General features: G+C 61.2%; 17 protein-coding genes and 2 pseudogenes. 10 read left to right on the forward strand and 9 right to left on the reverse strand.

The features are described 5' to 3' along the window. A partial coding sequence (locus J3489_RS35560; protein ID WP_207005496.1) for a LysR family transcriptional regulator occupies positions 1–520 on the reverse strand: 520 nt, incomplete at its 3' end. Here J3489_RS35560 and J3489_RS35565 point away from each other — a divergent pair. Continuing rightward, the gene (locus J3489_RS35565) at positions 519–1787 is read left to right on the forward strand and encodes an epoxide hydrolase family protein (RefSeq protein ID WP_242540566.1); all 1269 of its coding nucleotides are present in this window, start codon (positions 519–521) and stop codon (positions 1785–1787) included. The two genes, J3489_RS35560 and J3489_RS35565, sit on opposite strands and share 2 nt — an antisense overlap. Before the next feature lie 378 nt (positions 1788–2165). Further along, entirely contained in the window at positions 2166–3188 is a 1023-nt protein-coding gene (locus J3489_RS35570) for a YncE family protein (protein ID WP_207005498.1), read from the forward strand. Positions 3189–3530: 342 nt separating this feature from the next. On the opposite strand, the gene J3489_RS35575 is transcribed toward J3489_RS35570, so the two are convergent. Beyond that, positions 3531–3665: a DUF3563 family protein gene (locus J3489_RS35575; RefSeq protein WP_207005499.1), complete on the reverse strand. Its 135-nt coding sequence runs from the start codon at positions 3663–3665 to the stop codon at positions 3531–3533. A gap of 195 nt (positions 3666–3860) precedes the next feature. On the opposite strand from J3489_RS35575, the gene J3489_RS35580 reads away from it, so the two are divergent. The 4 genes and pseudogenes from J3489_RS35580 to J3489_RS39110 all read left to right on the forward strand — a co-directional run. Continuing rightward, positions 3861–4763 carry a LysR family transcriptional regulator gene (locus J3489_RS35580; protein WP_207005500.1) on the forward strand — a complete coding sequence of 301 codons (903 nt, stop codon included), beginning with the start codon at positions 3861–3863 and terminating at the stop codon, positions 4761–4763. A 395-nt stretch (positions 4764–5158) separates the two neighbouring features. Next, on the forward strand, positions 5159–6037 hold the full coding sequence (locus J3489_RS35585) for a hypothetical protein (RefSeq protein WP_207005501.1): 879 nt from the start codon (positions 5159–5161) through the stop codon (positions 6035–6037). 723 nt (positions 6038–6760) lie between these two features. Beyond that, positions 6761–7927 (forward strand): NHL repeat-containing protein, encoded by a 1167-nt coding sequence (locus tag J3489_RS35590; protein WP_207005502.1) that lies wholly within the window; start codon positions 6761–6763, stop codon positions 7925–7927. Between the two features lie 82 nt (positions 7928–8009). Then, positions 8010–8102, forward strand: a pseudogene (locus J3489_RS39110) (BPSL1445 family SYLF domain-containing lipoprotein); the annotation flags it as partial. A 26-nt stretch (positions 8103–8128) separates the two neighbouring features. Here the strand turns inward: J3489_RS39110 and hpnN are convergent. From hpnN to J3489_RS35605, 3 genes are all read right to left on the reverse strand, one after another. Beyond that, a complete protein-coding gene (hpnN, locus tag J3489_RS35595) occupies positions 8129–10729 on the reverse strand; it encodes a hopanoid transporter HpnN (protein ID WP_207005503.1) in 2601 nt (866 codons plus the stop codon). Between the two features lie 245 nt (positions 10730–10974). Further along, a complete protein-coding gene (locus J3489_RS35600) occupies positions 10975–11958 on the reverse strand; it encodes a D-alanyl-D-alanine carboxypeptidase family protein (RefSeq protein ID WP_207005504.1) in 984 nt (327 codons plus the stop codon). 671 nt (positions 11959–12629) lie between these two features. After that, on the reverse strand, positions 12630–13487 hold the full coding sequence (locus J3489_RS35605) for a PA4780 family RIO1-like protein kinase (protein WP_207005512.1): 858 nt from the start codon (positions 13485–13487) through the stop codon (positions 12630–12632). A 571-nt stretch (positions 13488–14058) separates the two neighbouring features. Between J3489_RS35605 and J3489_RS35610 the strand changes: the two genes are divergently transcribed. Beyond that, entirely contained in the window at positions 14059–15792 is a 1734-nt protein-coding gene (locus J3489_RS35610; protein ID WP_207005505.1) for an alkaline phosphatase family protein, read from the forward strand. A 217-nt stretch (positions 15793–16009) separates the two neighbouring features. Here the strand turns inward: J3489_RS35610 and J3489_RS35615 are convergent, their stop codons facing one another. After that, positions 16010–16753, reverse strand: coding sequence for a YoaK family protein (locus J3489_RS35615; protein ID WP_207005506.1), 744 nt, complete (start codon positions 16751–16753; stop codon positions 16010–16012). Positions 16754–17155: 402 nt separating this feature from the next. Here J3489_RS35615 and tauA point away from each other — a divergent pair, with 402 nt between their 5' ends. From tauA to tauC, 3 genes are read left to right on the forward strand one after another with little or no spacing between them, the layout of a single operon-like run. After that, complete coding sequence (gene tauA / locus J3489_RS35620) at positions 17156–18142, forward strand: taurine ABC transporter substrate-binding protein (RefSeq protein WP_207005507.1); 987 nt, start codon at positions 17156–17158, stop codon at positions 18140–18142. A 23-nt stretch (positions 18143–18165) separates the two neighbouring features. Continuing rightward, the gene (tauB, locus tag J3489_RS35625) at positions 18166–18951 is read left to right on the forward strand and encodes a taurine ABC transporter ATP-binding subunit (protein WP_207005508.1); all 786 of its coding nucleotides are present in this window, start codon (positions 18166–18168) and stop codon (positions 18949–18951) included. Continuing rightward, a complete protein-coding gene (gene tauC, locus J3489_RS35630) occupies positions 18948–19832 on the forward strand; it encodes a taurine ABC transporter permease TauC (protein ID WP_207005509.1) in 885 nt (294 codons plus the stop codon). The genes tauB and tauC overlap by 4 nt, the downstream gene beginning before the upstream one ends. Before the next feature lie 4 nt (positions 19833–19836). On the opposite strand, the gene J3489_RS35635 is transcribed toward tauC, so the two are convergent. From J3489_RS35635 to J3489_RS35645, 3 genes and pseudogenes are all read right to left on the reverse strand, one after another. After that, a complete protein-coding gene (locus J3489_RS35635; RefSeq protein ID WP_207005510.1) occupies positions 19837–21003 on the reverse strand; it encodes a porin in 1167 nt (388 codons plus the stop codon). A 154-nt stretch (positions 21004–21157) separates the two neighbouring features. Next, positions 21158–21499 carry a hypothetical protein gene (locus J3489_RS35640; protein WP_242540567.1) on the reverse strand — a complete coding sequence of 114 codons (342 nt, stop codon included), beginning with the start codon at positions 21497–21499 and terminating at the stop codon, positions 21158–21160. A 200-nt stretch (positions 21500–21699) separates the two neighbouring features. Next, positions 21700–21938, reverse strand: a pseudogene (locus J3489_RS35645) (ammonium transporter); the annotation flags it as partial.

The raw sequence follows: 21938 nt of genomic DNA on the forward strand, positions 1-21938 counted from the left end.
TCACCCAGGATGCACGGCCAAGCGGACGCGCGATTAGCGAGAGCTCGTCGGCATTGCCGCCGCGGACGACACAATCCACGTTCTCGCCAATGAGATCGGCCCGCCGGTCGCTCACGCCGAGATCGACACGTATGTCGGGATATCGCGCAATGAAGTCGGGCAGGGCGGGGATTAACACGCAGCTTGCGCTCGCCGAGCCGATGTCGATGCGCAGCCGTCCGCGCGGACGCTGATGTGCGCTGGCGAAACTCGAGTCGATGTCCTCGAGCTCTTTCAGCACGCGCGAGCTGCGCTCGTAGTACGCGGCCCCCTCGGACGTGATGGTGACGCGTCGCGTCGTCCGCTGGAGCAGCTTGACGCCGAGATGCTGCTCCAGCGAACGCACTAGTTTGCTCACTGTGGCGAGCGGCATGTCGAGCGAGTCGGCGGCACGGGTGAATGCGCCCGCTTCGACTACGCGGGCGAACACGCGAATGGCAAGCAGCTGGTCTTCGTCCGGCGCTTCGACGTCACCTGGCATGGACTCAACGCGCCGCACTGTGCTTCGTGCTGCCGCGTGGCTTGGCACGCTGAGCCTTGGAACCGGTGTGGCCGCTGCCGCTGTACGAGAAGCAGAGGCGAAAGCGACGGATATTGCGCTTCCGCCCACCTCGGAAGCCGTAACGCCGTTCCAGGTCGCCATTCCAACCGCCGCCGTCCAAGACCTTAAGGTCCGACTTGCAGCAACGCGCTTTCCTGAGAAGGAGACTGTCGGCGACTGGTCCGAAGGCGTGCCGCTGGCGAAGATGAAAGCGCTCGTGGAGTATTGGCGATCCGGCTACGATATGCGCCGCATCGAACGGCGGCTGAATAGCGTTCCCCAATACCGGACCCAGATCGACGGTCTCGGCATACATTTCCTCCATGTGCGGTCGAAACATCAGAACGCGTTGCCGATTATCCTTACCCATGGGTGGCCAGGCTCCGTTATAGAGTTCCTCAAAGTGATCGAACCGCTAACGGATCCCACAGCACACGGCGGCACACCCGATGATGCTTTCCATGTCGTCGTCCCATCGCTGCCAGGATTTGGATTTTCTGACAAGCCGACTGAGCGCGGGTGGGGCTTGCCTCATATTGCGAAAGCTTGGGCCGTGCTAATGAAGCGATTGGGCTATACAAGCTGGGTTGCACAAGGCGGAGACTGGGGTGCAGGCGTCACTACGTGGATGGCTAAACAGCATGTAGAGGGACTGAAGGCTATCCACCTGAACCTTCCCATTCTGTTCCCGCCACCGGTCGAAGGAGAACCGACCGCCGAAGAAAAGGTTGCTCTCGCTAGAGGCACAGCGTTCGCCAATAACGGAATGGGATATTCGAAGCTTCAGTCCACAAGGCCGCAGACGATTGGGTACAGTCTTTCGGATTCGCCGGCCGGTCAAGCTGCGTGGATATATGAGAAATTTGCCGAATGGACCGACACCAACAAGGAGCCGGAACGAGAGCTAACGCGCGACGAGATGCTCGATAACATCGCGCTTTATTGGTTTGCTAATACAGGAGCCTCCTCCGCGCGCCTTTACTTTGAAAGCTTCACGACGGACTTTTCGCGGCAGCTACTGGATATCCCCGTCGGCGCATCCATTTTTCCCGGCGAGATCTCCCGGCCACCCAGAATTTGGGGCGAGCGTACCTATTCAAAGCTCTTCTATTGGAATGAAGTTGCGAAAGGTGGGCATTTCGCCGCCTTCGAGCAGCCGGACCTCTTCGTCGCCGAATTGCGCGCTTGCTTTAGCCGGCTGCGCTGAACGGGAGTCAGCACTTAGCACGGCGCTTCCGGTGGTTACGACGATTAGGAAAGCTCAGTGGCAAGGCCGGACGCAATATTACGATCAGCGCCCGCATCCTGCTCGGCTCCGGAAATGCAACGCAGCGCCTTCTCCACCACCATCCCATAAATGCAGCGTCGACTCGGAAATCATATGGCCGTTAATTGGCTAAAGCCGCCGCCGGAATGACTGCCACAGAATCAGCATCTCGCGAATGACCGACCTCGGGACGTTCGAGCTCATGCACCTGTCGCATGACAGATCTGTAATCATTGCGACGGCGGGCCGTTAACCAGCGCGGCGCACAATGCGGAGTCGTCAAACAAGGTCGCTCGTCGCACGGATGATCAAAACGTCATGAATGTACCCCCGACTCTCCTCCGTCTGTTTTCCGCCTGGCTGACCATTTTCCCATTGATGGCGACGGCGAGCCCGACGCCATTGACCTGGTTGAAAACGATACCGCTACCGGCGGTCACGGGCGGAGACTTTGATCATTTCGCTGTCGATTTGCCCCATCGTCGGTTGTACGTTTCGGCAGAGGGGTACGGGTCAATCGAGGTGTTCAGCCTGCCGGACGGCGAGCATTTGTCAAGCAAGAGAGCCGTGGCAAAGTCGCCGCACAAAATCCTCCTGACGGACGACGGCAAAACGATGTTCATCGCGGATGCAGGCGATGCAAATGTCAAGATCGTCGATACGTCGAATTTCCAGGTGGGGAAGACGATCTCCCTTGAACCCCAACCCGACTCCGGGGTCGCTGACAGGAAGAACGGAATATTTTATGTGGGAAACGGAGGCGTGCAGTCCCATCAGGACGACGCCTATATCACTCTGCTCTCGCTTTCGGATGGTGCGGTTCTCGGAAGAGTCCACGTGCCCGGCGCTCAGTTGAAGGGAATGGTCATTGATCATGCCTCGGGCCGCCTCTTTGTAAATCTTCGAGACAAAAACCAAGTCGGCGTGATCGATCTCAAAGCGCGCAAGTTAGTTGGCGTCTGGACCGTTCCCGGCCCAAGCCGTAACTCTGCGATGGCATTCGACAGCGAGCACAAGCGCCTGTTCATTGGTTCGAGGGCACCTGGGAAGCTTTATGTGCTCGACTCCGATACCGGATCTATTGTCCAGTCGCTTAATATCGTTGACGTATCCGACGACATGCACTTCGACGCAAATCATCATCGGCTCTATGTCACGGGCGCAGGCGGATTGGACGTCGTGCAGCAAACAGACCCTGACCACTATCGGATCGAACAGCATATCGACACCCTAGGCGGCAAGACCTCTGCTTACATCCCTTCGCTGCACCGGCTATATGTCGTGCATACAAAGGGACCTCAAGCCGTCGAAGCCGGCCTGCAGGTATTTCGCGTCAATTGACCGGCGCGGTTTGCGTCTGAATGCTACACGCGATGAATGGCAGCTTTCGATTGTCCAACCGTCATGCGTGAATTCGCGGCCGTCCCTAGTCCCGCTCCTGAGGCATATCACGCATTCCCAACGGCCGTTTCGGAGGTGAGCGATTGTCTTAGGTCGAGCCGAATGGCCACTCCAGGCGACGACGCCTGGCGTGAGAGACCTGCCATTTCGCGAACGTTCCGCCTCCTTTAATGCCAGCTTTCTCCACTGGCAAAGACGAAGTGCATCCAGCAACTCCCTGGCTCACGCGCCAGTCGTAGGGAAATCACGGTGGCCGCGGCCAGTAGTTCCCGCGATCAAGCGTCAGCCTCTTTCCAGCAAGCGCATCCGGCGTTCAAGCTCGGCCAGGTCCCGCGCGCCCAGCAAGTACTCGTCGTTACGGTGTTGTTCGATGCGCTCGAACCAGTGGCTAATCTGGGTGAAAAGAAAGGCAAGCATGACAATCTCCAAGAGGTTGCTCGTGGGGGACACCATCGTCCGACCGCGGCGCTGCGCCTCTGTCTTGATGTTGTTCTCCGGCGCCGATCTGCAACTCAATCGTAGGCAACGGATATGCTCACGTATACTTATCTTTATTGATCTAATACATTAGAAATTTTGTTTAATATCCATGTCTCTTCGAGGGTAAAGATCATGGAAGTCGGGCGTCTTCGGGCGCTGCTGGAGCTGGCGAGGTGTGGCACGATGGCGGCAGCCGCCGAGGCCCTGTTCCTGACACCGTCGGCAGTTTCGCAGCAGATCGCACAACTGGAGGAGGAGGCCGGTGTCAAGCTCACGGAGCGCATTGGCCGCGGGGTGAGGCTTACGCCCGCCGGACAGGCGCTAGTGGGCTACGCCGAACGAGTCATGGTTGTGCTGGACGAGGCTCGCTCGGAATTGGCAGAGCTACGGCGCGAGATAGCCGGCGAGCTTCGCGTCGCGGCGTTTCCGTCGATCGCGTCGGCGGTGCTACCCGAGACATTCAAGGCGTTACAGCACGCCTATCCGCGCTTGGAGATCGTTCTTGAAGAATTCGATCCGATAGAGGGGCTTACGGCTTTGCGTTCTTGGCGAACCGACATCGCTCTGATTGACGACCTCTCGATGGTGGTGGGCGATAGTCAAGAGAGCGTAGGGGTGGTACCGGTCGCAGAGGATGCGCTCTACATCGCAGTCGCGGCCGATCATGCGCTGAGCAAACGGCTGTCAGTGAGCGTAGCCGACCTCCGGCATGAAACCTGGGCCATCGAATCGACGTGGAGTGGCTTTGGCGACGTCCTCACCAATTTATGCCGCCGCGCCGGGTACGAGCCCAGGATCAACGCCAAATGCCGTGGATTCGAGATGGTAGGAGCAATGGTGGCCTCCGGCTGCTCGGTGTCGATGGTCCCCGGACTCAGGCTGGTGAGGCTACCGGCCGGCGTGACATGGATCAAGCTGAGGCCCGAGGTTCGCCGAAAGGTCTACGTCGCTTATCGCCTTGGCGAGCGCAACCACCCAATGATCAAGGTGTTCGTCGAGGAAATCGTCCGGACGGCATCGCGGCTCCTCGGTTAGCCAAATCGACGACGCTCATACGCCAACCCGCAGGCGCAAGATATTGTGGTCATTGCAGGCTAAAAGAATTTGGGTCGGCGCAACGACCGACGAGCGACAAGTGCCTTCGGGCGACCGCCTTCGGAGCGAAGCGGTCGTCTGAGTGACACAGTCTGAGCGATGGCGAACGTCGCTTGTTGGCCCGACTGCCGCCCGATGCGGTCGGCCGTAACCGGTAGAGTCATGCCCTGAGGTGGTCTGTCAAGTTTTTCACTTCGACACTTCTACGTTTACAAGTCTCCCCCGACCATGTCCCGCGCCCGCCCGTGGACAACAACGCTGCCCATATGCTGCTTGCGGAATAAAAGCAACGCTCCATACGTTTATCTGTCAAAGAAACACTGGCAGGTGACATCATGTGCAACGTACTTCGACTTGGACCGGCGCTGCTCGCCGGTCTGGTCTGCACCGCCCCCGTGGCAGCTCAGACTTATGGAGGGCAGCCGATCGACACTTCCACGTGCCGCGACGTGTCAGGTCAAGCAGAAATAGACGGCGTCATGCAGCCGTACACCGGGCGGGCCTGCCGGCAGCCTGACGGCACCTGGGTGTTCGTGAACGGCTATGGCCAGTCTTGGGTCATGCCGGACTACGCGTACGATTACGAGCCTTGGTACTTCGCGCCGCCGGTCTTCTTCGGTGGGGGATTCGTTTTCTTTGACGAATTCCACCACCACCACCATCACCATCACTTCGACCACGATCGCTTCGGCCACCCTTTCGACCACGATTTCGACCGCGATCGCTTCGGCCACAATCCGAATCACATCGTAGCCGTGCCGTCCAGCGTCCCGCCCGCTCAGCCGTCGCATCACGTAGCCTTGCCTCCCGCTCCCGCTCAAGCGCAGCACGTGGCAGTGATGCCTCCGAGCGCTCCCGCTCAAGCGCGGCACATGGCAGTCATGCCGCCGAATGCCCCCGTTCAAGCGCCGCACATGGCAGTCATGCCGCCGAGTGCCCCCGCTCAAGCGCCGCACATGGCAGTGATGCCGCCGGGCGTCCCCGTTCAAGCGCCGCACATGGCAGTCATGCCGCCGAGTGCCCCCGCTCAAGCGCCGCACATGGCAGTGATGCGCCCAAGCGTCCCCGCGCAAGCGGGGCACATGGGGACCGGCGGATACGGCGGGGTCGGCGAAGGCGCACATGCCTCGGGTGGCGGAGGCGGTCGTATGGGGAGCGGCGCGGGTGGTCACTTCATGGGAAGCGGCTCTGGCGGCGGCACGCACGGGCATTGATTGAGTCGGAGAAAATCGCGCGAAGCCAACGATTCGAGGAGCGCGTGAAGTCGATGGCCGCGCGCTCGCTAACCGGCAACCCCTGATGGTTCCGACAATTACGCTTTCCGAACGCCTTCGCACGAACACCGGATCGCCACCGCTGCAAGCCCAGCTTGTCGTCGGAACGTGTCCCTTCCCGACTTCGGTCGAACGACCGTAGATGGCCCCGTCAAGCGACTGTCGCCTTGCCTGGAAACGATCATTCACCGACGGATGTGCGGGGTGCCGACAAGTTGCGTATCCCGTCGCGAACATCGACGCCGTTGCTACCCGAAGGCTTCAGGCATTTCGTTACTTTCGTTACCTTCATAGCTGCTCGGATGCTTCCGGCTGAAGCGGATGCCGGGCGGGACTTGCACCCGCCGGAAAGCGCCGCCTTTGCACGGCGCACACCCAAACCGGTCCTTGGGCACATCAATCGCTGATGCAATTAGCTAATTGAGCATAGCAAATGGACACCGATCCGTTCGAGATGCCGCGCAGCGGAGACCTAATCGCAGCCTGCTCTGGAACACCCCCCTGCTGAACAGTTCTGCGGTGCCGCACTGACAGGCACGGAATAAATGAGGCGCTCGCACGTTTACCGTCCAGCGGCTTTTCGTGTTGAAGAATTGCAGACTCTCAGAGCTTTGCCCAGCCGCGCCAGCAGCTGGGGTGGTCCGCAAGGGAAGGAGGTGCCCTATGAAAGCTTCGCTGCAGTTGTCTGCCCTTGAATCACCCACCGCGCTCCTACGTCCACCGAAACTCCGTCGCCCGTCCCGCTTCACGCCCGTGCATTTACGCGCCGCCATGTGCGGCATCGGTCTCGCCGTGCTGTCGTTGGGATCCTCGATGGCTAGCGGGGAGCCGATCATTCCGCCGACATCGACGGTCGCTTCGACGGTTCCAACCAACCTTGATCTCAATCCGTACGGCATTGCTTTCGTGCCCAGCGGCGTGCCGTCGGGCAGCGCGCTGCAGCCTGGGGACGTCCTGGTGTCCAACTTCAACGCCGCGTCGAACCAGCAAGGCACGGGAACGACCATCGTGAAGCTTGTGACCGACAGCAAGCCAGTAACCTTCTTCCAGGGACAAAATCTGGGTCTCACCACCGCACTCGCGGTGCTCAAGAGCGGCTTTGTGCTGGTCGGCAATCTTCCGACCACAAACGGCGCCATTACCTCAACCGGCTCGCTATTAGTGATCAATCCGCAGGGCGGACTTTTCAGCGAACTGAAAGATCGAACCCTCCTGGACGGTCCGTGGGACATGACGGTCATCATCGATCAGGGGTCGCAAGTCACCGCGTTCGTCTCGAACGTCCTGAACGGAACCGTGGCACGGATCGATATCAGCATTGGCACGAGCGGCGCAACGCTCTTGAAGAGCTCGCGCATCATTGCCTCCGGCTACATGCACCGGCCCGATCCCGCCGCGCTCGTTGTCGGCCCCACGGGACTGGCCTATGACGCTGCCCACGACGTGCTTTACGTCGCATCAACCGCCGGCAACAAAGTGTTCGCAATCTTTGGCGCTGCGGCGCTCAAGCACGATAACGGTCCAGGAGCGGTGATTTATCAGGATACTGATCACCTACACGGGCCACTGGCATTGGCGCTTGCGCCGAATGGAGATCTGGTGACATCGAACGGCGATGCGGTCAATCCTGACCCGAACCAATCGAGCGAAATCGTCGAGTTCACGGCCAACGGGCACTTCGTCGCGCAGATGCAGGTCGACCCGACGCCAGGCTCCGCATTCGGCCTCGCATTCGGGTTGAGCAGCGGTGGCCAGTCACAGTTCGCGACGGTCAACGACAACACGAATTCGGCGACTGTCTGGACGTTGCGCTCGAGCAGTGGCAATTGACCATCGGGAGGGACGGTTCCACCGGTATCTGGCGTGCGTTAGCGCCGAACCTTGTCTGCCCTATGTGCCCAGACACGATGGAACCGCGCCGGTCGAAGCGTTCGTGCTGACGAATGCCGGTCTGATGGGCGACGTCTCCCTCTCGGGTACCAAGGTGTCGCGTCTGAAAATCTGATGGCGGATTAGGCCCTGTGATTTCTTTTATGCGCGCTTTGCGCGCGGCTTACCCAACAACACGGGCTGGAACACCACGATGCCGATTAGCAGGCAGATGAGCGACAGCGCGAGCAGCCGCCCCATGCTCGAGGTACCTGGATGGTGCGACAGCCACAGGCTGCCGAACGCGGTGCCGGTGGTGGCCGCACTGAACAACACGGCGTGCGTAAGGCTCGATTGCAGCAGCCCGGTCAGGCCACCACGCCACGCCACTACGTAGTAGATCTGAAAAGCGACGCCGATGCCGAGCATTAGCGGCAGCGCGATGATGTTGGCGAAGTTGAGCGGCATGCCAAACACGACGCACAGCTCGAGGGTCACGACCGCTGACACGAGGAGCGGAATCAGCGTGCGCAGCACGTCGTGGAAACGGCCTAGCACCAGCCACAGCAGGATCGTGATCGTCAACAGCGCCAGGCCGCTCGCCTGCAGGAACGCCATGATGATCATGTCCGCTGCATGCAGGATCGAGATTGGGCCGCCGATCGCGAACGGCTCGGCGCTCTTCACCGCGTGCGCGAAGCGGCGCAGCATCGCTTCGTTATTCGGGTCGGTTCCTTTCGCGACTTTCGGCGAGACGTCGACGAGCGCACGGCCGTCGGCCGAGACCCAGTCGCGCGCGATTTCCGGCGGCAGCGTGGCCCGCGTGATTTCGGCGGGTTGTAGGAGCGCAGTGAGTTGCTGAAGGGAAATCCTTAGCGGCCCGGCTAGCGCGGTTTCGGCACGGTCGCGCGTCCCGGCCTCGGCGGCCGCCAGCTTCGTGAGCGCGCCCGAGAGATGGTTGGCCTCGGCGGCGCCCGGCCCCGGATGGTCCGCGGCGGCGAGCGCCAGTTGGTTCGCCGCGCGCTTTAAAGCTGCAACGCGCACGGCGTCGGTCACGGGCGGTGCGGTAGGCTGGGTCAGCGCGGGCAGCAGTTGTTGCGCGGCGTTGGCAATCAGCAGGAGCTTCTGCGGCTGGTCGGCGGGGATGAGCGTGTTCAGCGTCGTAATGCGGCCGACTTCCGGCAGGCTAGCCAGATGCGCGGCGATACGCTGTGCGTCCGTTAGCGAGGGCGCCAGTACCTGCACGTCGTTGATCCCGGCTTCGGGTGAATCCTTCAGCGACAGTAGTGTCGCCATCGATTCGCTGTGCGGGTCCTTCAGGTGCAGCGGGTTGAAATCGAAGTGCAGATGCGTGAGCAGCGGCGACGCGCCGATCACAACCACGAGCGTTGTGATCAGCACGGGCTTGCGGTTGCGGTTTAGAAAAGCATCGAGGGGCGCCAGCTGCCTGAAACCCGGCGACGCCGGTTCGCCCGGCGGGTTGAAGACCTTCAACAGGGCAGGCAGCAGCGTCAAGGTGGCCAGATACGCGAGGAACATGCCGACGCCGGCGATCGTTCCAAGCTCCGCCATGCCACGGTAAGCGGTTGGCAGGAAAGAAAAGAAACTCCCGGCGACGGCGACCGTCGCGAGCCGCAATCGCCCGCCGATGTTGTGCGCAGTGCTAACCAGCGCTGCCGCAAGTCGGTCGTCACGATAGCGCTCGTCGCGATAGTTGACGCCGAACTGGACCCCAAAGTCGAGGCCGAGCCCGACGAACAGCACGATGAAAGCGACCGAAATCATGTTGAACGCGCTAACCATCATCAGGCCGACCGCCGCAGTGATTGCGAGCCCGACAAACAGGGTGACCAACACCGCGACGACCATGCGCCCCGAGCGAAACGCGAGCCATAGGACCCCCAGGACGACGACGAAGGTGCCTACGCCGTTGAGCACTGCGCCGTGTCTCACCGAGGCGAACTCCTCGTCGGCGAGTGGCTGTTCGCCGGTGAGGCGGATGCTCGCGCCGTAGCGGGCGGCAAGACCCAGCGAAGCGGCGGTCGCGCGGATCGCCGCGGACGCGCGGGCGCCGGCTTCGAGCGCGCCGTAATCGACGACCGACTGTACGGTGATGAACGCCCGCGCCGGCTCGGCGGCGGCGCTTTTGTCCACCAGCGCCCGCCACGAGAACGCCGCCGGCTGGCCCGCCAGCACGCGGTCGATCACGGTGGCGCTTTGCGACAACAGATGGCTCATATCGCCGAGCTTTATTTGACCGATCTGCAGCGGCAGCAACAGGCTCGTCGTGAGGACGTCCGCGAGGCCGGTAAGACTCGGGTCATTTGCTAGCGAGTTGATGAGCGGGCGCGCCTTTATCAGTTGACGGGCGGTGGACCGGACCTCGTCGCGGGACAGGAACAGCAGGCCATTGTGCTCGAAGAACGGTCCGTCGGCAGGCTGCGTGACGACGACGAACTCCTTGGGCTGGTTCTTGAGCGCGGCGGTGAGCGCCGTGGCGGCGGCATCCACGAACTCAGGGGCACGCGCCTCGACCACGACCAGCACCGTTTGACTGAACTGCGGGAAGGCGTCGTCCATCGCGTGATCGAGGGCGGACCACGCCGTGTCCGTTTCGACGAGGCGGCTGGTGTCCGTATTGATCTTGAAGTGGTGGGCGACGTAGTAGCCACCCAGGACAGCAAGCACGAGCGCAAGCGCAATGACTCGCCCCGGATGGCGCACCGACCAGGCGACGAGACGTACGATAGGTGACCTCAGCATGTGGGCGAGAGAGACCCTGTCACGGAGTTTCTGGCAGAAGCGCACAGATATACCCACGCGGTGCTAACTGGCTCATCTTGCCCGGCAAGGACGGCGGCGCAAAGCCGGCACGCTGGCCTTAGCCATGGCAAGGCCGGTCATCCAATCGTTATTTTCCTCCTGTCCGACGAGCGTATGAAACGTGATTTGTCTGCTTTTCTCGCGGCAGCGGTTGTCTCACCTCAGGCACACCTCCCCGGAGTAGCTCAGGCCGCAGCAGGCGTGTGGTGTTCCCGCTTGCCGGCATGGTGCTTGACGGTCTGCCGGTGCGCGCCGGACGCCGAACCTGTCCGGTACGATGCGAACCGCACCTTGACGCGATGCGAACGCGCGAGCATCGAATGGTGATGATGCAGCCGAGCGCTTGCGTAATAGGGCGGCTCGACGACCGGCGTTTTGTCGCCGTTCAGCCATCGGCGTATCGTGACGAGATCGGTGGAGCGCCCCCACGATGTTTGCGAGCCGAGCAGCGCAATCATCACCTGGCCATTCGGCATGTTCGCATCGACCACGATGCAGCGTCCCGCCTCGCGGATATAGCCGGTCTTTGCGACCAGAACGTCCCAATCGGCTGCGCGGACTATCGGGTCGGTGTTGTGATAGAACCTCGTCCTCGTGCCGATCTCCTCTTCATAGCGGGGAAGCGTCGTGTATTCGCTGATCAACGGATAGTGCGCCGCGGCTTCCGCCATCTTCACGACGTCGCGTGCCGTCGAGAGATTGTCCGGCGAGAGCCCGGTTGGATCGTCGAAGTGCGTATTGGCCATATGCAGCGCGAGCGCCTTTTCGTTCATCTTCTGGATGAACGCAGGCTGGCCCCCCGGGAACGCACGCGATAGCGCGGACGCCGCGCGGTTCTCGGACGACATGAGCGCAAGGCGCAGCATCTCTCCCCGCTCGAGTGACGCACCGACCGGGATGCGGGACCCCGAGTGCTTGAGCCGATCGATGTCGTCATCTTCGACGGTCACCGTGTCTCCCAACGACTGGGCGCCGTCCAGCACGACCATCGCCGTCATCAGCTTGGTGAGCGATGCGATTGGCTGGACGTCGTCGGCGTTCTTTTCCAGCAGGACTTCGCCGCGCCCGACGTCGTAAACGATTGCGCTACGTGAATAGAGGAATGGCGTTTCGGCCCACGCGACGAACGGCGCAGAGGCGAGCAGTAGCGCGCTGAGGAAGTTCTTCATGGCGTTCACACCTTGGGACAGCAATCAGGTGATGGCGGGTCCAACGTGCAGGCTTGTCCCCAACAACTAAACTGTAGTTGCTCATTGCAGGGATGAGTGTATGAAAGAGGAAGGAATTTTTTGTCCCTGGAAGACCAACGATGAGGCCTGACGCTGGTCCGGCGAAGCCTACTGAAATAGCGGACGGATGTCCGCGCTCTCGGGGCCGATCCAATCAATGGCCTCGAACGCGCTTGGGCCACCCACCGGTTCAGGAAAACCGCTCCCTGGCATGCGCGATATACGCCACCAATAGCCGATGCTGCTGTGCAGGCGGCGTAAGTTGTACCAGCCTTCAAGAAATGAAAAGGTGCGCCGCCGAGCACGCGATGGCGCGCTTTCCGTATTTCGCGCGATACGTGTTTTTTAAGTGATCGGCAAAATCTCTCGCGCCTGCCAGGGCTGTTCGCGCGAAGCGCGAAACAGTTCCAGAACAAATATGTCAAGGCTGTCAAGGCGCATGGCAACGTGGCAATGCGCGCTTAGCGACGAGAGAGGGACGGCCGTTATTTGAGTGTTAGCGAGGCTCGAATGTCTACACTGATACGCGGGCCGATGACCGGACCTGGCCGAGCGGCGACATCCTCGAAGACCTTCACTTTCGGGCGGTCTTCGGAGGACATCGAGCGTGGTTACCGGCCTGCGCTCAGTTCCTGCTGTCGCCGCACTCGCGCGTCTTCCTCAAGACGTGTCTCTTCGAGTTCCTGCAGCACGCCATCGAGGTCCACAGGTCGCGTGTCGACTTCGATGCGACCGGTCAGTTCGGCATCGACATGCAGCCGCCCTGCTTCGAAGAGCGCCCAGATCTCCGTGCCATAATTCGCGGTGAGTATTTGCGGTGCAAACCGTCCGAAGTACGCGGCGAGGTTATCGACGTCTCGCTTGAGCATCGACGCGGCTTCGTTGTTGCCGGCTGCGTCGACGGCCTGTGGCAGATCAATGATCACCGGCCCGTCTGCTGCCAGCAGGATGTTGTATTCCGACAGGTCCCCGTGAATTACGCCCGCGCAGAGCATGCGCACAACCTGGTTCAGCAGCAGCGCGTGCAGTTCGAGGGCGCGGGCTTCGGTCAGATCGACGTCATTGAGCCGCCGGGCGACGTCACCCATCTCGTCGATCACCAATTCCATCAGCAACACGCCGTCGGTACAAATATAGGGTTGCGGCACGCGCACACCTGCGTTGGCGAGCCGGAACAGCGCGTCCACTTCAGCGTTCTGCCATGACGCTTCCTGCATCTGACGGCCGTAACGCGTACCTTTTTCCATCGCCCGCGCCTGCCGGCTGTTCTTGACCTTGCGACCGTCCCGATACGACGCGGCTTGCCGAAAGCTGCGCTGCTTCGCGTCCTTGTAGACCTTGGCGCAACGGGTCGATTCGCCGCTGCGCACGACGTAGACTGTTGCCTCCTTGCCGCTCATCAACTGGCCGATGACCTCGTCGATAAGTCCTTCTTCGAGAAGCGGTGCAAGTCGTTTGGGTATTTTCATACGATCGTCGGCCGCAGCTCGTGGAACGTGCATTCCACGCGCGTGGATGGTGAATGGCCCGCTGAGGTATGCGCGACCAACGAACCGATGAATCGAGCAGCCGGTGCTGGCGGCCGTAAGGTTGCTGCTGGGGAGATGGATGGAGTCATGCCGGATTATAAGGGTAGCGGCCCAGGACAAGCCGACGTAAATCTCCCGGCGACTGCGTAGATGCCATTGCACCGCAGTTGCAGCGTCGAGGTGATCCGGTATCGCGACTAGACCGTTGAACTGGCGGCACGAACCGTTCTGCGTGGCGACGAGCTCGTGCCGTTGACCGCTCGCGAGTGGGCGGTGCTGGTTCACTTGCTCACCCTTCAGGGCATCCCTCAATCCCGATTCCGTCTTGAAGAGAGCCTGTACGGACAGCAAGCATTCAGGCGTCGAGAATCCCTGCGCCCTTATCAATCCGAGTCGATATCCATGTCAGTCTCGTGTCACCGAATTGCAATGACCGGAACATACGCTGCTCCTGCACTACCCAATAATTTCAGGAAAGTCATTCTTTCCTTTCATCTGAATGGAGGAGTGTATGTGCAAACCAAAACTGATATTGGCTGTACTCATGTCGGCATGCAGTCTCACAACAACAGCATTTGCCGACAATGACCCGCATTCCATTCCCGCGAAGCACGTGCTGCTGATATCGGTAGACGGTATGCACCAGGCCGATCTCGACTGGTTTGTTGCGAAGTATCCGAATTCGACCATTGCAAAGCTGGTCCATCAAGGCGTGGAGTATACGAACGCACGTACACCCTTCCCGTCGGATTCCTTCCCGGGCATGGTGGGTCAGGTAACCGGGGGCGATCCTAAAACGACGGGCATCTATTATGACGATGAATATAGCAGGTCGCTGCTTCCGCAGGGAACCTCGATGGCTGCCTGTGCTTCCACCAAGCCCGGTGCAGAAGTGTTTTATGCAGAGGTGATCGCCAAGGATCCAAACCGGCTGGATAGCGGCCAGGATATCCCCGGCTTGTATACCGACTTCTCGAAGATTTATCAGTTGTTTGGAGACCCCGCGGGTGTGGCAAGTCTGATCAATACCGCATCGCTGCCGGTGTCGCCATCGCCCAGTTGCAATCCAGTGTATCCGCACGACTATCTCAAAGTGAACACGGTTTTCGGCGTGCTTCACAACTATCACCTTCGCACGGCCTGGTCCGACAAGCATATCGCCTATGAGATCCTGAATGGACCGTCGGGAAAGCCGGCTGGGACGAGTATCGATGACCTGTTTGCGCCGGAAATCAACAGCTCGACGACCGACCCGACGCCGCCCGCGCAGCCCGGTCCTGACTGGACAAAGGACAACACGAATACCCAGAAATACGATGCATTCAAGGCGCAGGCCGTGCTCAACTGGATCCATGGACACGACCATGCGGGCAATGGCACGTTTGCCATACCGACCATTTACGGCATGAACTTCCAGGCCGTGTCGACCGCCCAGAAACTCAACACGTCGAATTACTACAAGGATCCGTTGGACCCCAGCAGCATCGTTGCCAATGGGTTGGGCGGCTACACGAATGACGGCACCGTACCAGGTCCGGTGTTGCAAAGCTCGCTGACCTTCGTCGACGAAGAACTGGCGGCCATGCTCAATGACAAGGCTTTTGACCCGCAGAACACGGTCGTCATCCTGTCAGCGAAGCATGGGCAGTCGCCAAGAAACCGCGAAGATTTGACGATCATCAACGACGGTGCGTTGAACGACGCACTGAATAGCGCGTGGGCAAGTCAACATCCCGGCACCTTGCCGCTGATAGCGCACTCGATCGACGACGACGGCATCCTGATGTGGTTGAACGACCGGTCTGACAACGCGATCGACTTCGCGCGCAACTTCCTCCTCAGCTATTCCGGCACGGGTGTCGGTTCGCACGAAGACGGATCTTCCTTTGCGAAGCCATTCACCCAGGCCGGTACGAGGAAGATCTATGCCGGGGAAGAAGCTGCCGACTTCATCGGCGTTCCCAAGCTCGATGACCGTTACCCGGATATCATTGGTATCGCGCAGCACGGATCCGTGTACGCAGGCGGCTCTCTGTCCAAGATTGCCGAGCACGGCGGCGATGCCCAGGATGACCGGCATGTTCCGCTCGTCATCTGGGGCGCGGGTATCCGGAACAATATTGTCGACGACCCCGTCCAGACGAAGCAGATTGCTCCAACGATCCTGCATCTGCTGGGGTACAACCCACGCGAACTCGACGCTGTGCGCATCGAGGATACGCGGGTGCTGCCTCACTTGCACTGACAGGATATGCCGACGTCCCACATGAATTGATGACGGTTCCGGAGGTTTCTTCGTGAAGCTTCCGGAATGAGGCTTCGCGTGCGACAAGCGAATGCTCAAAAGGGACTGTCAAGGCACAGCGCCCAAGGATAACGCGTCAATCCGCTATTTGCGGCGAGTGGCTGAATCCGCAACACGAAAGCAGCCGCCTATCAAGCGGTGCAGCGCGGCGTTTCACCTAACTGCGATAAGCAAGCATATCGTCGACTATCGGGACAATGGCGAGAGTCAGAAGGACGATGGCAAGAGGAACGGTCGACACGAACCCCAAGTGTCGAAAGCCTACTGCGCCGGCAAGTCCGCCTACCAGGAACGAGAGTAGCAGCGATCCGAGAAGCCCGAGTTTCTGTCGATCTCCGCGGACCAAATTGCCGGGCGTTTCCCCGATATTCCAATAAAACAGTTTACCGAGCTCGATGCCAATATCGGTCACAAGACCGGTGACGTGCGTCGTCCGAATCTCCGCCTTTGAAACCTTTGTGATCATCGCGTTCTGCAGTCCCATCACGTAGCAGAGAAGACAGACGGTAGCCGGCACGAACAGCACGCGGTGCGTTTCCAGATTCGAGCCGAGAAAGCCGAAGAGGAGAAGCAGCGACGCCTCAAGCATCAACGGTATCGCGTATCGGCTATGCAGGTGCCTGCGGCGCCCCCAGTTGATCAGGATCGCCGACGTGGCTGCTCCGACAAGGAACGACAGCAAGGAACTCAATCCCGCCACGACCTCATTGATATCGCCAAGTGCGAGGTTATCGGCAAGCGACGACGCAATCCCGGACATGTGGGACGTGTACTGTCCCACGGCAAGGAATCCGCCGGCGTTGGCCGCCCCGGCAACGAATGCGAGCGACCGCCCGAGGCGACGATTCGTGACGTCGGTACGCTCGGGTTTCGTGAAACCGCGAAGATAGTTGATGGGCATGCTGATTACCCTCGGTATCGGCGACGTGACCCAGTATCGATGCTCAGGAGTTAGCCGATCCTAACATGACTAAGCCGACCGCTCCTGATCCACTCGAGCCCGGCTCTCGATGCCGACTCCATCCAACAGCAACCGCCGCGCGACGTGGGCGGCCGACAGGAACGGGAACGTCTGCTCTTGAGTTTAATAGCTGACGCAGGAGCCGCCCAATCAGTCGATCCGCAATGATGTGCGGGCGTCGTTTCATCGGCAACCCGTGCGACGCGAATAACGTTGTGCCAATTTGTTGGTTGGTCGTGCCGCCTCCCTTCACTATCCTGTCCTGACCTTCACAGTCACCTCATGCGCACGCGCCTCGCCGCAACGCGGCTAACCCATTCGTTCAAAAAAGGACGTCTTTTCATGCGCTACTTGCCGACCATTCGTCGTCTCATCGTTTCCGCCGCCTTCGCCTGTGCCACGCTCGGCGCCCATGCAGCTGAGTTCACCGTCGCCTATCAGACGTCGGTCTCTCCGGCCGTCGTCGCCCAGGCCGATGGCACCTACGAAAGGGCCACGCACAGCCGGATCGACTGGCGCAAGTTCGACGACGGTGCGTCCGTAGTCGCCGCGCTCGCCTCGGGCAGCGTGCAGTTCGGCTACCTCGGCTCGAGCCCCGACGCGGCCGCGGCGAGCCGAAAGGTGCCGACCGAGACGTTCCTGATCGCAGCGAGACTGATCAATAGCGAGGCGCTTGTCACGCGCGACGGCACAGGCATCGCCAAGCCGGCCGACCTGATCGGCAAAAAGGTCGCCACGCCTTTCGTGTCGACAAGCCACTATTCGCTGCTCGCTGCGCTCAAGCACTGGCATATCGATCCGTCGAAGGTGCAGATCCTGAACCTGAATCCCCCCGCGATCAGCGCCGCTTGGCGGCGCGGCGACATCGATGCCGCGTACGTATGGGATCCCGCGCTCGGCGTCGCGAAGGAGACCGGGAAGGTGCTCGTGACGTCAGGCGAAGTTGGGCGCTTCGGTTCGCCGACGTTCGACGTCTGGGTGGTGCGCAAAGACTTCGCCGAGCAGCATCCGGAAATCGTGAAGGCGTTTGCGGCCACGACCCTGCGCGCATACGCGGACTACGAGAGCAACCCGAAGGCCTGGCTCGCCGATCCCGCCCACATCGACGCGATCGCGCGCATCACGGGCGCGCAGAAATCCGATATCCCGGGCCTCCTCGAAGGCAACGATTTTCCGTCGCTCGCGCAGCAGCGCAGCGCGCTCGGCACACCGACTGCGAGCGCGCTCGCGAGCACCGCGCGCTTCCTGAAGGACCAGGACAAGATCGACGACGTGCTCGCCGACTACGCGCCATATGTAAGCGCGAGCTATCTGCCTGCGGGCCAATGACCTCGCGCCGGAGATCTTCACCGATGGCATCGCTTACGCTCGATCGCGTCACTGCGCGCTACCCCGGCGCCGCGCAGCCCGTGCTGCAAGACATTTCGCTCAGCCTGTCCGACGATAAGCTGCTCGTGGTCCTCGGACCCTCGGGCAGCGGCAAGACGACGCTGCTCAACCTCATCGCGGGTTTCACCGAGCCCGCGAGCGGATCGATTACGCTCGACGGCCGGAAGGTCAAGGGCCCCGGCGCCGAGCGCGGCGTCGTGTTCCAGCACGACGTGCTGCTGCCGTGGCAGGACGTGCTGAGCAATGTCGGCTTCGGCATGCAACTCGCGGGAGTGCCGCGGCAGGAACGCGAGCGGCGTGCGGGCGAGTGGCTCGCGCGTGTCGGGCTCGAAGGGCTCGAGCGTCGGCCCGTCTGGTCGCTGTCGGGCGGGCAGAAGCAACGCGTCGGCCTCGCGCGCGCGCTTGCCGCCGAGCCGAGCCTGCTGCTGCTCGACGAGCCGTTCGGGGCGCTCGACGCGTTTACCCGCGAGCAGATGCAGGAATTGCTCCTCAAGCTCCAGCAGACAACCCACAAACCGGCGCTCCTCATCACGCACGACATCGAGGAGGCCGTGTTCCTCGCGACCGACCTCATCCTGCTGGCTGCCCATCCGGGCCGGATCCTCGAGCGGCGCTCGCTGGATTTCGCGCGGCGCTATGCGGCGGGCGAAAGCGCGCGCTCGATCAAGTCCGATCCGTCGTTCATCGCGACGCGCGAGCACATCCTCGCGCGCGTCTTTGCCGAGCGCCTGAGCGAGCGTGCTGCATGAGCCGCGTCTCAATCGACACTCCGCGCGCGTTCACCGATACCGAAGCCGATACCGAAGCCGAAGCCCCGCGGGCAGGCGAAGCATCCGCACGTTCGCGCCGCTTGCGCAAAATGGCCGTCTCGTCGTCGACGATCAGCATGGCGACCGTCGCCACGCTCCTGCTCTTCTGGTGGCTGTCCACCGGTCGCGGCTGGATCCCTCCTCTCTTCCTGCCGTCTCCGGGCGACGTGCTGAAGCAGTTCTGGGTCGTGAGCACGCGCGGCTACATGGACGCGACGCTCGGGCAGCACCTTTGGACGAGCCTGCAGCGGATCCTGGTCGCGCTCGCGGCGGCGACCGCGACCGGAATCCCGGCCGGCGTGCTGATCGGCCGCAGCCGGATCGCGCGCGGTGTGCTCGATCCGCTAATCGAGTTTTACAGGCCTATTCCGCCGCTCGCCTACTTGCCGTTGATCGTGATCTGGTTCGGCATAGGAGAGTTCGCGAAGGTGCTCCTCATCTATCTCGCGATCTTCGCGCCGATTGCAATCTCGACGGCTAACGGCGTGCGCAACGTCGACGCGGCGAAGGTTCGCGCAGCCCAGGCGCTCGGCGCGACCGGCCGGCAACTGATCCGCCACGTCGTGCTGCCCCACGCGCTGCCCGACATCCTGTCCGGGATACGGATAGGCCTCGGCGTCGGCTGGTCGACGCTCGTGGCGGCCGAGCTTGTCGCCGCGACGCGCGGCCTCGGCTTCATGGTGCAGGCCGCGTCGCAATACCTCGCGACCGACGTCGTGCTCGTCGGCATCCTCGTGATAGCGGGCATCGCCATCGCGCTCGAGCTCGGACTGCGTGCGCTTCAGCGGCGCTTCGTGCCCTGGAGCGGGAAGGGCGACTGAGCACTTAGAACGCGTGCCGCAGGCCGACGGTAACGGCCACTTGAGTGCTCGTCGACGACGGCGAAAGCGTGTTGATCATCGCATCGCCGAGCACGGAGCCCGCAGGCGCGCCATGCACGTTCTGATAGACGCCCTCGAGGTAGACGTCGGTGCGCTTGCTCAGCGAGTAGTCGGTCTGGAGCATGACCGTATTCCACGCCGGGGTCGCGTTTGTCGCGCCAACCGAGTACGCGCCGTCCGTGAACGTGTACGCTGCCGATACGGACAACGCCGGAGTGAGCGAATATTTCGCGTTCACTTCATAGTTGTCGAGGCGCAGGGTCCCGCCAAGCGGCATGTAGCTGCCGGAGCCCAGGGAGATCACGCTCGCCAGATTGTCGATCTGCGTATGGCTCCAGACGAGGCCGACGGTAGCCGCGCCGAGCGTATAGTTGCCGCCGGCGCCCCAGATACGCTGGCGCTGCGCGATAAAGTTCGCGCTGCCGTCTCCTTGCGAGATAGCCCCGTTCGGATTGGTACCGGTCACGCCGCCACCGGGATTGTTGAACTGGAGATATCCGGCCGCCAGATTCACAGGGCCTTGGCTATACGATGCGCTGAAACCGTAGACGCGGTTGTTCGCGAATCCGCCCGCCTTGTTGCTGAACGAATACATGGCTTCGCCGGTGATGCCGGCGAAGGTCGGGCTCACATACTTGACCGAGTTGTTGACGACGACCGAGTCTGCGGCCAGGTTGTCGTTCTCGAACGGATGCGCGGCGATGTTGCCGCCCCACGTATTGCTTTCTGCGGAAAGCGGTCCGAGCAGGTCGTTGACCACGTCGAACTGGCGGCCGAAGGTCACGGTGCCATACGGGTCGCTCTGCAGCCCGACCCACGCCTGTGAGCCGAATCCGTCACCTGGGAAAGCCTGCGTGCCGTTGTTCAGGTTGAATCCCTGTTCGAGCTTGAAAGTCGCATGCAGCCCTCCCCCCAAGTCCTCCGAGCCCTTGAGACCGAAGACGGTGTTCTGGGTCGAGCTGGTACCCATTTGCCAGTTGCTATGACCGGTTTGGTTGTTCGTATAGACGAGCCCAGTATCGATGAGGCCGTAGAGTGTCACGCTGCTTTGCGCATGGGCCGATACGGCAAATGCTCCGGAAAGTGCGAGTGCCAGCAAAGTTTTTTTCATCTTCGTGATTTCCTTGAGAGGTAACAAATAGCGGAAGTCGATATGGCCGGTCGGCAGTGCATGCCGCATGGTCGCCGCGTCGCTGCTTCCAGGCGGACCGAACGCACGCCCCCCGAGCGGAGCGAGCGTCTCCTCGAAATCTGTCGGGTTCCGCTCAACCTGGCTTCAACAGCAGTATTGACGCAGTCTGGCCAGCGGTCGCGATCGCGACTGCCAGAAACACCGGGTTTGCCTGAAGAAAGCGAAAAAGACTCAATTCGTCGCTTCGCTCGCGCCACATTCCGTAGAAGCCGAGCGAGAGAACTAGGCCGAACAGAAAGCTGAATCCGAAAAGCGCACCCACCCATTTGTTTTGCCGAACGAGATCCTCGGCAAACGCGAACATCGTTAGACAAGCGATCTGACACGAGAGAACGACCGACACAAAGCCATGCTGCCAATTGCGCTTTTTCATGGATTCAAAGCGGCTTAGTAGGACTGGGCGGCCGTATCCCAAGTCTTGCTCGCCGCAGGAACCCAGCGGAACCGTATTACGGCGCCGCCAGGCCATCAGGCAAAGGTGATGCCCCCTGCGCGAATCCCGTCCGAATGATTTGGATACGCGATATTCTGCGTTCAGTGTCTTCCAGCTTGATCTGGCCGGAAGACACGGGCTCTCTGAAGCGGATCTGCAGCGATCCTCGCTTGGTCTATTGGTTATTCGACGGCTTCACCGTGCAGCACCAGGTCCAAGCCCTCGCGTTCGTCCTCCTCGGCTACGCGCAGGCCCATCACCACGTCGATCGCCTTCAAGATGATGAAGCTCGCCACGCCGCTGTAGATCAGTGTCATGGCGACGCCTTTGAGCTGCAGCATTACGTTGCCGTCCGCGCCGCCGATGTCCTTCACCGCGAACACGCCGGTCAGAAGCGCGCCGACGATACCGCCGATGCCGT

The sequence above is a fragment of the Trinickia mobilis genome (assembly GCF_017315705.1).
In the GTDB taxonomy this organism is placed as follows: Bacteria; Pseudomonadota; Gammaproteobacteria; order Burkholderiales; family Burkholderiaceae; genus Trinickia_A; species Trinickia_A mobilis.